Annotated in this window: 9 protein-coding genes and 1 pseudogene; 9 read left to right on the top strand and 1 reads right to left on the bottom strand. The window is 75.4% G+C overall.

The window, feature by feature from the left end:
- The first annotated feature begins 472 nt into the window (after positions 1-472).
- From RKE29_RS20565 to RKE29_RS20545, 5 genes are all read left to right on the top strand, one after another.
- A complete protein-coding gene (locus tag RKE29_RS20565) occupies positions 473-1315 on the top strand; it encodes a nitrilase-related carbon-nitrogen hydrolase (RefSeq protein WP_312006958.1) in 843 nt (280 codons plus the stop codon).
- Positions 1312-2736 (top strand): aspartate aminotransferase family protein, encoded by a 1425-nt coding sequence (locus RKE29_RS20560; protein WP_312006957.1) that lies wholly within the window; start codon positions 1312-1314, stop codon positions 2734-2736. The genes RKE29_RS20565 and RKE29_RS20560 overlap by 4 nt, the downstream gene beginning before the upstream one ends.
- On the top strand, positions 2736-4145 hold the full coding sequence (hydA, locus tag RKE29_RS20555) for a dihydropyrimidinase (protein ID WP_312006956.1): 1410 nt from the start codon (positions 2736-2738) through the stop codon (positions 4143-4145). The genes RKE29_RS20560 and hydA overlap by 1 nt, the downstream gene beginning before the upstream one ends.
- 37 nt (positions 4146-4182) lie before the next feature.
- Complete coding sequence (locus RKE29_RS20550; protein ID WP_312006955.1) at positions 4183-5187, top strand: TIGR03842 family LLM class F420-dependent oxidoreductase; 1005 nt, start codon at positions 4183-4185, stop codon at positions 5185-5187.
- Between the two features lie 68 nt (positions 5188-5255).
- A complete protein-coding gene (locus RKE29_RS20545; RefSeq protein ID WP_312006954.1) occupies positions 5256-6770 on the top strand; it encodes an NCS1 family nucleobase:cation symporter-1 in 1515 nt (504 codons plus the stop codon).
- A 99-nt stretch (positions 6771-6869) separates the two neighbouring features.
- On the opposite strand, the gene RKE29_RS20540 is transcribed toward RKE29_RS20545, so the two are convergent.
- On the bottom strand, positions 6870-8408 hold the full coding sequence (locus tag RKE29_RS20540) for a hypothetical protein (protein ID WP_312006953.1): 1539 nt from the start codon (positions 8406-8408) through the stop codon (positions 6870-6872).
- A gap of 391 nt (positions 8409-8799) precedes the next feature.
- Between RKE29_RS20540 and RKE29_RS20535 the strand changes: the two genes are divergently transcribed.
- From RKE29_RS20535 to RKE29_RS20520, 4 genes and pseudogenes are all read left to right on the top strand, one after another.
- Positions 8800-9867 (top strand): methyltransferase domain-containing protein, encoded by a 1068-nt coding sequence (locus RKE29_RS20535; RefSeq protein ID WP_312006951.1) that lies wholly within the window; start codon positions 8800-8802, stop codon positions 9865-9867.
- Positions 9868-10011: 144 nt separating this feature from the next.
- Entirely contained in the window at positions 10012-11715 is a 1704-nt protein-coding gene (locus RKE29_RS20530; protein ID WP_312006949.1) for a carboxyl transferase domain-containing protein, read from the top strand.
- A 630-nt stretch (positions 11716-12345) separates the two neighbouring features.
- Entirely contained in the window at positions 12346-13557 is a 1212-nt protein-coding gene (locus tag RKE29_RS20525; protein WP_312006948.1) for an ATP-grasp domain-containing protein, read from the top strand.
- Positions 13554-14171: pseudogene (locus RKE29_RS20520) on the top strand (hypothetical protein); the annotation flags it as partial. The gene RKE29_RS20525 and the pseudogene RKE29_RS20520, both read left to right, overlap by 4 nt.

Genomic DNA, 14171 nt, shown 5'->3' with positions numbered 1-14171 from the left:
GGTCCGGCAGCGTCGGCGCCGTCCCCGCTCGGGCCGGTCGCCTGCCGCCGCGCGCCCGTCCCGCCGCCCGCCGCCACCGCGCCGCGCCCGACCGGACAGCCCCGCCGCGCCCCCTCGCATCAGCAGCCCGCAGCCCGCCGCCACCCGCGCCGAGGCGGGACGGAAGCCCCGCCGCGCCCGGTCCGACGGGTCCTGAAGAGGCCTGAGGAGCCCGCACGCCGACCGTGCGCCGGGCCCGCCCGTACCACCCGACGGGCTACCGGGACCCGCGCCCAGACCCCCGCCCGGCACCCGTCCCGCGCGAAACGTGATCGTCTTCGTTGAGTAACGGCGGTGGTATTGCCACAGTGGGGGAGGCGCCTTACGTTCTTCCCCCATAGGCGGATTCTACGTGCGTAGACGGGGGCGGGCCGGGCCAGTCGGGGGCTGACGCCCGGGGCGTTCCCGTCGTGCCGCTGTGAAGGAGCTGTTCATGGCCAAGGTCGTACGTGCCGCACTCGTCCAGTGCTCCTGGACCGGCGACACCGAGTCGATGATCGCGAAGCACGAGGAGTACGCCCGGCAGGCGGCCGCACAGGGCGCTCGGGTGATCGGCTTTCAGGAGGTCTTCAACGCGCCGTACTTCTGCCAGGTCCAGGAGCCCGAGCACTACCGCTGGGCCGAGCCGGTCCCGGACGGCCCGACCGTCCGGCGCATGCGGGACCTGGCCCGGGAGACGGGCATGGTGATCGTCGTGCCCGTCTTCGAGACCGAGGGCTCCGGCTTCTACTACAACACCGCCGCCGTGATCGACGCCGACGGCACCGTCCTGGGCAAGTACCGCAAGCACCACATCCCGCAGGTCGCCGGCTTCTGGGAGAAGTACTACTTCAAACCCGGAAACCTCGGATGGCCGGTTTTCGACACGGCCGTCGGCAAGGTCGGCGTGTACATCTGCTACGACCGGCACTTCCCGGAGGGCTGGCGTGAGCTGGGCCTGGCCGGCGCGCAGCTCGTCTACAACCCCTCGGCCACCTCCCGCGGCCTGTCCGCCTACCTCTGGCAGCTCGAACAGCCCGCGGCCGCCGTCGCCAACGAGTACTTCGTCGCCGCCATCAACCGCGTCGGCACCGAGCCCTACGGCACCAACGACTTCTACGGCACCAGCTACTTCGTCGACCCGCGCGGGCAGTTCGTCGGCGACGTGGCCAGCGACAAGGAGGAGGAGCTGGTCGTCCGGGACCTGGACTTCGAGCTGATCGACGAGGTGCGCCGGCAGTGGGCCTTCTACCGGGACCGCCGCCCGGACGCCTACCAGGGGCTGGTGCGCCCGTGAGCCGGGACCCGGCCGTACCGGCCGGCCCAGGCGGCGCGGCCGGTCTGCACGCGCGGCACCGGGCCGTGCTCCCCGGCTGGCTCACCCTCTACTACGAGCGGCCGATCGAGCTGACCCACGGCGAGGGCCGGCACGTGTGGGACGCCGACGGCAACCGCTACCTCGACTTCTTCGGCGGCATCCTCACCACCATGACCGCCCACGCCCTGCCCGAGGTCGCCAAGGCCGTCGCCGAGCAGGCCGGGCGCATCCTGCACAGCTCCACGCTCTACCTGAACCGGACCATGGTGGAGCTGGCCGAGCGGATCGCCGAGCTGTCCGGCATCCCCGACGCGCGCGTGTTCTTCACCACCTCCGGCACCGAGGCCAACGACGCGGCGCTGCTGCTGGCCACCACCTACCGCCGCTCCAACCAGGTGCTGGCGATGCGCAACAGCTACCACGGCCGGTCCTTCGCCACCGTGGCCGTGACCGGAAACCGCGGCTGGTCGCCCACCAGCCTGTCGCCGCTCCAGACGCTGTACGTGCACGGCGGGGTGCGCGCCCGCGGCCCGTACGCGCACCTGTCCGACGCCGCGTTCATCGACGCGTGCGTGGCCGACCTGCACGACGTGCTCGGCCAGGCGCACGGCACGGTGGCCGCGCTGATCGCCGAGCCGGTGCAGGGCGTGGGCGGCTTCACCTCGCCGCCTGACGGCCTGTTCGCCGCGTTCCGCGAGGTGCTGGACCGGCACGGCATCCTGTGGATCAGCGACGAGGTGCAGACCGGTTGGGGGCGGACCGGCGACCACTTCTGGGGCTGGCAGGCCCACGCGGCCGGCGGCCCGCCCGACGTGCTCACCTTCGCCAAGGGCATCGGCAACGGCATGTCGGTCGGCGGCGTCGTCGCCCGCGCCGAGGTGATGAACTGCCTCGCCGTCAACTCCATCTCCACCTTCGGCGGCAGCCCGGTCACCATGGCCGCCGCCCTGGCCAACCTCACCCACCTGCTCGACCACGACCTCCAGGGCAACGCCCGGCGGGTCGGCGGGCCGCTGATCGAGCGGCTGCGCGCCGCCTGCGCCGGGCTGCCCGCCGTCCGCGAGGTGCGCGGCCGGGGGCTGATGGTCGGCATCGAGCTGGCCGAGCCCGGAACCGGCCGGCCGTCGCCCGAGACGGCCGCCGCCGTCCTGGAGGAGGCCCGCGCGCGCGGCCTGCTCGTCGGCAAGGGCGGCGGGCACGACAGCAGCGTGCTGCGCGTCGCCCCGCCGCTCAGCCTCACCGCCGCCGAGGCCGAGGAGGGCGCGGACATCCTGGCCGCGGCCCTGCGCGCGGCGACCGCCCCCCGGGCCGCCCCCGCCCCCGGCGAGAGCCCGCCCGCTGCCCCCGCGCCCGGCGAGAGCCCGCCCGACGCCCCCGCGCCCGGAAGGAGCGCCCCCTGATGCCCCGTACGCCCCGCACCGCCATCCGCGGCGGCCTGCTCGTCACCGCCACCGACGAGACGCCCGCCGACGTGCTCATCGAGGACGGCCGGGTGGCCGCCCTGGCCGCGCCCGGCAGCGCGTACGCCGCGGGCTGGACCGCCGAGCGCACCATTGACGCCACCGGCCGCTACGTCGTCCCGGGCGGCGTGGACGGGCACACCCACATGGAGCTGCCGTTCGGCGGCACGTACGCCTCGGACACCTTCGAGACCGGCACCCGCGCCGCCGCCTGGGGCGGCACCACCACCATCGTCGACTTCGCCGTGCAGACCAGGGGGCGCACCCTGCGCGAGGGCCTGGACGCCTGGCACGCCAAGGCGGACGGCAGGTGCGCGATCGACTACGCCTTCCACATGATCCTCTCCGACGTGCACGAGGGCACCCTGAAGGAGATGGACCTGCTGGTGTCCGAGGGCGTCACGTCTTTCAAGCTGTTCATGGCCTACCCGGGCGTGTTCTACAGCGACGACGGGCAGATCCTGCGCGCCATGCAGCGCGCCGCCGGCAACGCCGGGCTGATCATGATGCACGCCGAGAACGGCATCGCCATCGACGTGCTGGTCGAGCAGGCCCTCGCCGAGGGCCGCACCGACCCCCGCCACCACGGCGAGGTGCGCCGCGCCCTGCTGGAGTCCGAGGCCACCCACCGGGCCGTCCAGCTCGCGCGCGTGGCCGACTGCCCGCTGTACGTGGTGCACGTGTCGGCCCAGGAGGCCGTGGCCGAGCTGGCGCGCGCCCGCGACCTGGGCCTGCCCGTCTTCGGCGAGACCTGCCCGCAGTACCTGTACCTGTCCGCCGACAACCTCGCCGAGCCGGACTTCGAGGGCGCCAAGTACGTGTGCTCCACGCCGCTGCGCCCGCGCGAGCACCAGGCGGCCCTGTGGCGGGCCCTGCGCACCGACGACCTCCAGGTGGTCTCCACCGACCACTGCCCGTTCTGCTTCACCGGGCAGAAGGAACTGGGCCGCGGCGACTTCTCGAAGATCCCCAACGGGCTGCCGGGCGTGGAGCACCGCATGGACCTGCTGCACCAGGCCGTGGTGGACGGGCGGATCTCCCGCCGCCGCTGGATCGAGCTGGCGTGCGCCGCCCCGGCGCGCATGTTCGGCCTCTACCCGCGCAAGGGCACCATCGCGCCCGGCTCGGACGCCGACATCGTCGTCTACGACCCCGCGGCCCGGCAGACCCTCTCCGCGGCGGACCACCACATGAACGTCGACTACTCGGCGTACGAGGGCAGACAGGTCACCGGCCAGGTGCGCACCGTGCTGTCGCGCGGCGAGGTGGTCCTGGACGAGCGGCGGTACACCGGCCGCGCCGGACACGGCCGCTACCTGCCGCGCGACCCCTGCCAGTACCTCACCTGAGCCCGCGACACCCCGCGACACCCCCGGGAGCCCCGCCATGGACTTCGGACTCGTCCTCCAGACCGACCCGCCCGCTGCGGCCGTGGTGGAGCTGATGCGCCGCGCCGAGGAGGCCGGTTTCAGCCACGGTTGGACCTTCGACTCGGCCGTGCTGTGGCAGGAGCCGTTCGTCATCCACAGCCAGATCCTGGCGCGCACGCGGCGGCTGACGGTCGGTCCGATGGTCACCAACCCCGGCACCCGCACCTGGGAGGTCACGGCCTCCACCTTCGCCACGCTCAACGAGATGTTCGGCGACCGCACGGTGTGCGGCATCGGCCGCGGCGACTCCGCCATGCGCGTCGCCGGCCGCAAGCCGAACACGCTCGCCCGGCTCGGTGAGGCGGTCGGCGTCATCCGCGACCTCGCCGAGGGCCGCGAGGCGACGGTCGACGGCACGCGCGTGCGGCTGCCGTGGGTCAGGGAGGGCAGCAGGCTGCCGGTGTGGATGGCCGCGTACGGGCCGAAGGCGCTGGCCCTGGCCGGACGGGTGGCCGACGGGTTCATCCTCCAGCTCGCCGACCCGTTCCTGACGGAGTGGATGGTCAAGGCCGTGCGCGCGGCGGCGGCCGAGGCCGGCCGCGACCCGGCCGCCGTCACCGTCTGCGTCGCCGCGCCCGCGTACGTCGGCGACGACCTGGCCCACGCGCGCGAGCAGTGCCGCTGGTTCGGCGGCATGGTCGGCAACCACGTCGCCGACCTGGTGGCCCGCTACGGCGAGGGCTCCGGCCTGGTGCCCGAGGCGCTGACCGCGTACATCAAAGAGCGGGAGGGCTACGACTACCGGCACCACGGCCGGGCGGGCAACCCCGACACCGCCTTCGTGCCCGACGAGATCGTGGACCGCTTCTGCCTGCTGGGCCCGCCCGAAGCGCACGTGGCGAAGCTGCGGCGGCTGCGGGAGCTGGGCGTCGACCAGTTCGCGGTGTACGCGATGCACGACGCGAAGGAGGCGGTCGTCGAGGCGTACGGCGCGCACGTCATCCCCGCGCTGACGCCCTGACCGACCCGCCGGGCCCGCGCCGCGCCCGCCCGCGGACGTCAGGGCCCGCCCGACACCCGAGGACTGTCATGACCGCGACCGCCCCCGCGACCGCCCCCGGAGACCGCGTCGAACTCCCCGCCGGCGCCCTCCCCGACGACGACCGCTTCGCCAACGCCGACCTGCTGCCCGTACCGCTGGCCGAGCGCCGCTGGACCACGTACAACTTCACGGCCCTGTGGATCGGCATGGCCCACAACATCCCGTCCTGGACGCTGGCCTCCGGCCTGGTGGCGCTCGGCATGGACTGGAAGCAGGCCGTGTTCACCATCGGCCTCGCCAACGTCCTGGTCCTGCTGCCGATGCTGCTCACCGGCCACGCCGGGCCGAAGTACGGCATACCCTTCCCCGTCCTGGCCCGCGCCTCCTTCGGGCTGCGCGGCGCCGGGCTGCCCGCGCTGGTCCGCGCCGCCGTGGCCTGCGCCTGGTTCGGCATCCAGACCTGGATCGGCGGGCAGGGCATCTACGTCCTGCTCGGCAAGGTCTTCGGCGGCGGCTGGGAGAAGGCGGGCGAGATCGGCGGCTACCCGTGGACACTGTGGCTGTGCTTCGCCGTCTTCTGGGCCCTGGAACTGGCGATCATCGCGCGCGGGATGGAGACGCTGCGCCGGTTCGAGAACTGGGCCGCGCCGTTCGTGCTGGTCGGCGCCGTCGTCCTGCTGGTGTGGATCGCGGTCAGGGCGGGCGGCTTCGGCCCGCTGCTCGACCAGCCCTCCCGGCTCGGCTGGGGCGGCGACTTCTGGCCGGTCTTCTTCCCGTCCCTCATGGGCATGATCGGTTTCTGGTCGACCCTGGCGCTGAACATCCCCGACTTCACCCGTTTCGGACGGGGCCAGCGGGCCCAGGTGTGGGGCCAGAGCCTGGGCCTGCCCACCACGATGACGGCCTTCGCGCTGCTGTCGGTGCTGGTCACCTCCGGCTCGCAGGCGGTCTACGGCGAGCCGGTGTGGGACCCGGTCGCCCTCGCCGGCCGTACGGACAACGTCTTCGGCCTGCTCTTCGCGCTCGTCACCGTGCTCGTCGCCACGGTCAGCGTGAACATCGCGGCCAACGTCGTCTCCCCGGCGTACGACCTGTCGCACCTGGCACCGCGGCTGATCTCCTTCCGCACCGGCGCGCTGATCACCGGCGTGGTCGGCGTGCTGATGTTCCCGTGGAAGCTGCTGTCGACGCCGGAGCTGTACATCTTCACCTGGCTCGGCGTGGTCGGCGGCCTGCTCGGCACGGTCGCGGGCGTGCTGATCGCCGACTACTGGCTGGTGCGCCGCACGGTGCTGGACCTGCCGGGCCTGTACCGGGCGGACGGGCCGTACTGGTACCGGGCGGGCTGGAACTGGCGGGCTGTGGCCGCCTTCGCGGTGGGCGGCGTGCTGGCGGTCGGCGGCTCGTACTCGGCGCCGGGCAAGGGCCCGTTCCCGGCCGACGGCCTAGTGCCCTTTTTGAAGCCGCTGGCTGACTACGGGTGGGCGGTGGGCCTGGGCACGGCGGCGGCCCTGTACACGCTGCTGATGCTGCCCGGCCGCGACCCGGCGCGGCGCCCCTGACCCGGCGTGGCGCTGTGCGGCACGGCCCCGTCCTCCCCGGAGTGGCGAGGACGGGGACCGTGCCGTGGACCGGGCCGCGTTCGTCGCCCGGGCGACGCCCTACACGCGGGTGGCGCGAGCGGTCTCCTGAGCGGTGGCCAGGCGTTCGCGCAGGCCTTCCACGGCCGTCTGACGAGGGTACCGGCGGCGGAGGAAGGTCACGAGGTCGTCGGCCCGCCGGCGGACGGGGCTGGTCACGCGGGGCGACGTGCGGTAGTCGAGGGCCTGGTGGCCCAGGGCCACGGCGTCGTCCGCGTTGCCGAGCCGCGCCTCGGCGAGGGCGAGGTCGATACGGGCGATGGCCTGCCGGGTGGCCCTGCTGGAGGATTCCGGCCCCGCCTCCATGATCGCGAGGGCCTGCTCGGCATACCGGCGCGCCTGCTCCGCCTGGCCGAGCCATACGCAGGAGGTCGCCGGATAGGAGTGGAGGGTGTAGTCGGCCTGCGGCAGCACATCCTTGCCGAACCGAAGGGCCGGGCGGGCGGGCAGCCGGTCGTAGGCTTCCTCGGCGGCGCGCAGAGCAGCGGCGAAGCCATCGGCGTCCCCGCAGGCCGCCGCCGCGCGGGCCGCCTGAGCGTGCAGCACCACGGTCACGGGGCGGTCGGCGGGTGCTTCGGCGAGCCCTTTGCGGGCGGCGGCCAGGGCCTTCTCGGGCCGCTGCGCGTACAGGTTCAGGGATGTCGCGACATCCATGGCGTACGCGATCTGCTCCCCGTGTCCGGCCTGCTGGCCGTGGACGAGCGCGTCGTTGGCGAACGCTAGCCCGGCGCGGGTGTCGCCGAGGTCGTTCGCGAGCCAGGCGAGCAGTTCCGAGAGCCGCGCGGCGTAGGCGACAAGCTCCCGGCCCTCGCGGTGGGTGTGCCGGGCGGCCAGGAGTAAGGCGACCTTGCGGCGGTAGTCGAACGCGGCCTCGAAGACCTCGCGCGGGGGCTTCTGGGCGGTGACGCGGCCGAACTCGGAGACGACGCGGTCCAAGTGCTCCAGAGTGCCGGAGCCCAGCGCACTGGCCTGGGCCTGTTCGCTGAACTCCGTCGCGTCGGCGGCGGCCTGATCCAGGATCTGGGCGGTGCACGCCGGGGCGGCCACAGCCAGCCCGGTGAGCTTCACCGCATCGCGGCGCTTCGTTTCGACCACCTCCGCGTCTTCCGCAGCCTGTCGTTCGAGTGTACGCGCTGCGGTCGGATCGGCGGGGGCAGGCTGTTTCAGCCACACCGGGGTGATGGGGATTTTCAGGCCATGGGCCCAGCTCGATGGCTGCTTGCTGTCGACGAGGTCCTTGATGTCGCACTCGTAGACATCGGCGAGGCGGCCCAGCACGGTCAGGCTCGGCTGTCGGCCGGAGTGCGGCCAGGTCTCCCAGAACGACAGCTTCTTCATCGTCATCGGGTGCTCGCTGTCGGGGAACAGCTCGTTCCAGACGTCGGCGGCCGCCTGCTGGGTCCATCCCCGGGCGAGCCGCATGGCAGCCAGGGCGCCCACGTGCTCCTCACGCTGGATGCGGGCCGCGATGGCGCCCCAGCTCCACCCCTCGTCCCGCAATTCGGCGGCGAGGGCGCCCAGGAACGCGCGGCGGCTGCGGTAGTGCTTCCGTCGTGCCAAGCCGGGCTCCTCACCATGCGTAGGCGCGTATGCGTGTGGCGTGTCTCCCGGTCATGCTAGGGGCGGACGGCGGGCCGCTGAAGTCGTCGCCCGAAGTCGGCACTTGGGGTCGGCCTGCGAACTCTTCACCGGTGTAGAGATTTCGCGGCCGGTCCGAGCGGAAGCTCCCCGAGTCCGGGCGGGCACGGGGCTGAAGACCTGCGGCACGGTTGACGCAGGCGCGCCGCCGCTGCGAGGCGCCGGGCCGGTCGGAGGCCCGGCCGGGGACACAGCGGTGCCCGGTGATGTGGGCGCCCCCACCTGCCACAGCGCGCCCTTTCCCGTCCCGGCGCCGCCAGCCAGGATGGGCGGCCGACCGGCGGGATGAGACGCGGTAAGGAGACGGCACCCGATGGAACCGCACGCACCGCACCTCGCGGACGCGCTGGTCCGCGTACCGCGCCACCACTTCATCCCAGCCCGGGCGTGGGCCAGGCCCGCCTCCGGCCGTGGCCGCTGGATCGACCGGCAGGCCGACCCCACCGCTTGGTGGGAAGCGGTCTGCTCGGACACGGTGGTCTACACGCAGCTCGACGACGGCCGCACCGAGCTGACCGAGGCGAACGCGTCCCGCACGTTCGCCCCGACGTGCTCCGCCACCAGTCCGCTCCTCGTCACGGCCTTCCTGCGGCACCTCGCGCCCCGGGCCGGTGACCGTGTGCTGGAGGTCGGCACGGGCACCGGTTGGACGGCCGGGCTCCTGGCATACCTGACGGGAGACCCGGAGCGTGTGACGACCGTCGAGATCGACGGCGGACTCGCGGCCACCGCCGAGGCCAACCTGCGCGCGGCCGGAGTGGCGCCCCGGGTGGTCACCGGAGACGGGCAGGCCGGTGACACCGCGGCCGCCCCGTTCGACCGGACGCATGTGACCTGCGGAGTCCGCGACATCCCGTACGCGTGGGTGGAGCAGACCCGGCCGGGCGGCGTCGTCGTCCTGCCGTACCAGCCGACGATGCGGCTGCTGCGTCTCACCGTGCGCGACGACGGCACGGCCGTGGGCCGCCTCCACGATCCGTGCTCGTTCACGCCGCTGCGTTCCCAGCGCCCGCCGAGGGCCGCACGCGTGCCGACGCCGCCTCGGGTACGCACCCTGGCCGGCGACACCGCGCACCTGCTCGATCCGCGGCCGGGGTTGCAGATCCTGCTGGACGTCGTCGTCGGCGACGTGCCGTGGACCACGGACGAGGGAACCACGCTCCTCAGCGCGGGCGGCTCGCACGCCGAGGTGCGCGGCGACCAGGTGACGCAGAGCGGGCCTCGCGACCTGTGGGACGAAGCGGAACGCGTGTGCGAGGAATGGCTGAAACGCGGCAGTCCCGGCCTGGACCGGCTCGGTGTCACGGTCACGCCGAACGCGCAGTACGTATGGCTGGACGACCCCGGAGTGCCGGTCGCCCAGGCGTTGGGCGGAGGGTGAGGGAGGGGCGGTGGCCTGCACCGAGTGCGACAACGGGTGGATCTGGGTCTACGTCGACGGGCGACGCGAGAAGGTGCGCTGCCCGCACTGCAACGGGGGTTGACCGGCCTCCTGGGACGGACCGGCCGTGACAGGGTGTCCCCCATGACCGGACCCACGCCTGGCACGACGCCCCACGCGCCCGTCCTGGACCTCATCGAGGCCGTCCTCGACCCGGGCAGCTGGCACCGCTGGGACGAGTCGCTTCCGAACCTGGCGGCGGATCACGACCCGGCCTACCGCGCCGACCTGGCGCGGGCCCGCGAGCGCACCGGCCTGGACGAGTCGGTGGTCACCGGCGAGGGCCTGGTCGACGGGCGGCGGGTGGCGCTGGTGGCCTGCGAGTTCCGGTTCCTGGCCGGGTCGATCGGCGTGGCGGCGGGGGAGCGGCTGGTACGGGCGGTGGAGCGGGCCACGGCCGAGCGACTGCCGCTGCTGGCCGCGCCCGCGTCGGGCGGCACCCGCATGCAGGAGGGCACGGTCGCCTTCCTCCAGATGGTCAAGGTCGCGGCGGCCATCACCGAGCACAAGGCGGCGGGGCTGCCGTACCTGGTCTACCTGCGGCATCCCACCACGGGCGGGGTGCTCGCCTCCTGGGGCTCGCTCGGGCACGTCACCGCCGCCGAGCCCGGCGCGCTGATCGGGTTTCTGGGGCCGCGCGTGCACGAGGCGCTGTACGGGGAGGCGTTCCCGGCCGGCGTGCAGGTGGCGGAGAACCTGCTGGCGCACGGCCTGGTGGACGCCGTGCTGCCCGCCGAGGGGCTGGGCGCGGTCGCGGCCCGCGCGCTGCGGGTGCTGTGCGCGGGCGGGCCGGACGGCGCGGGGTCCGGTGCGTACGGCGTGGCCGCCGGACCGGGGCGTACGGACGACGGGCGGCCGAGTCTCCCCGAGGCGGGGACCGGCGGCGAGCCGGGTACGGCCGACGGGCCCGCCGCGGCCAGGCCGCTCGCCCCCGCTGCGACCGGGCCGACCGGTCCGACCGGGCCGACCGGTCCGTCCGCCGAGGAGTCCATCCGGCGCTCCCGCCGTCCCGGGCGGCCCGGCGTACGGGCCCTGCTGCGCGCCGCCGCCGCCGACGTCACCCCGCTCAGCGGCACGGGCGCGGGCGAGCACGACCCCGGGCTGCTGCTCGCGCTGGCCCGCGTCGGCGGCACGCCCTGCGTGGTGCTCGGCCACGACCGGGCCGGCGGCGGCCCGGGGGCGGCGGCGGACGGGCCGGGGGAGGGGCAGCCGCTCGGCCCGGCCGGGCTGCGTACGGCCCGGCGCGGCATGCGGATGGCCGCCGAGCTGGGACTGCCGCTGCTGACGGTGGTCGACACGGCGGGCGCGGCGCTGAACCGGGAGGCCGAGGAGGGCGGCCTGGCCGGGGAGATCGCCCGCTGCCTGGCCGACATGGTGACGCTCCCCGCCCCGACGCTGTGCCTGCTGCTGGGACAGGGCGCGGGCGGCGCGGCGCTGGCGCTGCTGCCCGCCGACCGGGTGGTCGCGGCCCGGCACGCGTGGCTGTCGCCGCTGCCGCCCGAGGGCGCGTCCGCGATCCTGTACCGGACCACCGAGCGGGCGTACGAGGTGGCCGACCGGCAGGGCGTGCGGTCGGCCGACCTGCTCGCCCACGGCATCGTGGACCGCGTCGTCGAGGAGGACGCGGCAGACGCGGGGGCCCCGGTGGGCGGCGCGGCGCCGGACGCCTTCCTCGTCCGCCTCGGCGGCGTCCTGGGCGCCGAGCTGGCCGCGCTCCGGGCGCGCGACCCCGGCGAGCGGCTGGCGGCCCGGCGGGCCCGGCACCGCCGCCTGGGCCTGCCGGGCTGAGGCCGGGCGAGGGAGCCCCGCCAGACCGCCGGTCTGGCGGGAAAGATCCGCTGCCGTGCGCGTCGAATTGACAGTATTAGGCTTGCCTAACCTAAGCTCTGCCCGTGCGTGAAAACGATCTCCACGGCGCCCGGAACCGGCCCGGTCACCGGTACCGGCCGGGCCGCGATCCGGGGCCCGGGGCGGGCCACCGGCCGGGGTCCGTGCCCGGCGGACCGCCGCCGGCTGCGCGTCCGGGCCCCTCGCGTCCGTACGCGCGTACGGCCCGTACGGCCCGCGGGAGCGCGACGGCCCGCGGGAGCGCGTACGGTCACCCGGCGCACCCGGCGCACGCCCGTACGCCCCGGGGCGCCGCCGCGAGCGGGTCGGAGCCCGGACAGCGCGCCACCGGGCCCATCCGGCGCCCGGCACCAGGGCTCACGCGACCGAGCCGGCCCGCGCGCCCCCGTGTCGCCCGGCGGCCGGCGGACGTCCGGCACCCGGCCTGGCGCTCCGGACGTCCACCCGCCGCCAGGGCCGCGCCGTATCGGCCGCCGCGCCCGCCGGGCGTCCGCGCGGCCCCGGCGCCGCGTGCCCCGGCCTGACGGCCCCCGACCCGCCGACCTGTGACTCTCGAAAGGCGCGCACCCGGTGCGGCTCCACCTCCTCGCCCTCAACCCCACCGACTCGGTCACCGACGGCTTCCTGCCCGCCGCCGCCCGGCTCGGCCTGGCCGTCACCCTGCTCACCGACCAGCCCGACGCCCACGAGCGCGCCTACGCGCGCCACGCCGCCGCCGGCGGGGCCCTGCCCGAGCTGACCGTCGAGCCCTGCGCCGTCCGCGACGCCCAGCACGTCATCGCCCGCGCCGCGCACGACCGGCCCGACGCCGTCTTCACCAACAGCGACCACCTCCAGGTCCAGGCCGCCCTCGCCGCCGCCTACCTGGGCCTGCCCGGCAAGGACTGGCGGGCGGCCGTGCGCGCCAAGAACAAGGCCGAGCTGCGCCGCGCCCTCGCGGCCGCCGGCGCCGACACCGTCTGGAGCGCCGAACTGCCCCCCGGCCAGGACCCGGACCACCTCACCGGCGTGCCCTACCCCTGCGTCCTCAAGCCGCGCGAGGGCGTGGCGAGCGAGGACGTGGTGCTGGCGGCCGACGCGCGCGAGCTGGCCGCCCGCTGCCGGGAGATCCGCGCCCGCCGCCCGGACGCCGCCCTGGTCGTCGAGGAGTTCCTGGCCGGGCCGCTGCGGACCCTGGAGACCCTGGGCGACGGGAACCGCCTGCACACGCTGGCGTCCTTCCGCACCCACCTGTCCCCGCCCCCGTACTTCGCCGAGGAACGCCTCGACCTGCTGCCCGCGCCGCCCGAGCCGCACACCGGGCAGGTGCTGCGGCAACTGGACGCGCTCGGCGTCGGCTTCGGCGCCTGCCACACCGAGTACGTCGCCCAGGGCGACCGGGCCCGGCTGATCGAGGTCAACTACCGCGCCATAGGGGACCAGTGCGACCTCGTCCTCGCCGAGCTGCTCGGCATCCCGCTGTTCGAGCACATCCTGCGCACCCACCTGGGCGAGCCGCTGCCCGCCGACCTCGGCGCGCGCACCGACGGCCGCGCGCGCCTGGAGTACGTCATGGCGGACCGCGCGGGCACCCTGGTCGCCGCGCCGCCCGCCGGCGTGACCACCAGCGGCGGAGTGCGGCTGGACTACCGCCCCCTGCGCGAGATCGGCGAACGGCGCCCGCTGCACCGCACCAACCGCGACTTCCTCGGCGTCCTGCGCGCCACCGGCACCGACCAGCGCCGCGTGGAGCAGGCGGCGACCGCCTTCCTGGCCGCCCACCGCTGGGAGATCGCGCCGTGACCCGCGCCGACGAGGACGGCGCCGAAGGGGAGCTGCTGCGCCGGGTGCTGAGCACCCTGCTGCGCGAGGACGCGTACGGGCTGCGCAGCCGCGCCCAGGCCGTCCGCCGCCCGGACGGCGACTGGCTGCGCGTCAGCCTGGGCCGCGCGGGCGGATGGGCGCTGCTGCCGGTGGGACCGGAGGGCTTCCAGTGCGAGATCCAGGTCCGCCGGCCGCTGCTGGAGTACGAGCCTCCCGGGCCCGTCCCGGCCCGGGAGGCCACGGCGTCGGGCCTCGGCGGCCCGCGTCCGGCGTCCGGCGACGCGCAGCCTCCGTCAGGCGGCGAGGTGCCTGGCGCGCCCGGTCCCGGGTCGGTCCCGGCCGTGCCCGGCGGTGTCCCGGCTGCCCGCGGGAACGACTCCCGCGGCGCGGGCCAGGCCCTGCCCCCCGGCGGCGGCACGCCGGTCGCGGCGCCCGTCCCAGGCGGCCCGTATCCGGCTCCGGGCCGCCTGGCCTCGGGTGGCGCCCCCGGCGCGTACGCTCCCGCCGGTGAGGACGGACCGGGCGTCGGGCCCGGCCGCGCGGGCCCGGCCCAGGAGGCCGCGGCGGCGGGTCCCGGCGGCCCGGCCGCGGCA

This window comes from Streptomyces sp. B1866, from assembly GCF_031932565.1.
GTDB lineage: Bacteria > Actinomycetota > Actinomycetes > Streptomycetales > Streptomycetaceae > Streptomyces.
The sequence above is the reverse complement of the archived record's forward strand: the minus strand, read 5'-3'. Positions and strand labels throughout refer to the sequence as shown.

Excerpts from the sequence above, each read along its gene's own strand:
- RKE29_RS20535 (WP_312006951.1), top strand. The coding sequence starts at position 8,800 with ATGGAACCGCACGCACCGCACCTCGCGGACGCGCTGGTCCGCGTACCG.
- RKE29_RS20565 (WP_312006958.1), top strand. The coding sequence starts at position 473 with ATGGCCAAGGTCGTACGTGCCGCACTCGTCCAGTGCTCCTGGACCGGC.
- RKE29_RS20550 (WP_312006955.1), top strand. The coding sequence starts at position 4,183 with ATGGACTTCGGACTCGTCCTCCAGACCGACCCGCCCGCTGCGGCCGTG.
- hydA (WP_312006956.1), top strand. The coding sequence starts at position 2,736 with ATGCCCCGTACGCCCCGCACCGCCATCCGCGGCGGCCTGCTCGTCACC.
- RKE29_RS20545 (WP_312006954.1), top strand. The coding sequence starts at position 5,256 with ATGACCGCGACCGCCCCCGCGACCGCCCCCGGAGACCGCGTCGAACTC.
- RKE29_RS20530 (WP_312006949.1), top strand. The coding sequence starts at position 10,012 with ATGACCGGACCCACGCCTGGCACGACGCCCCACGCGCCCGTCCTGGAC.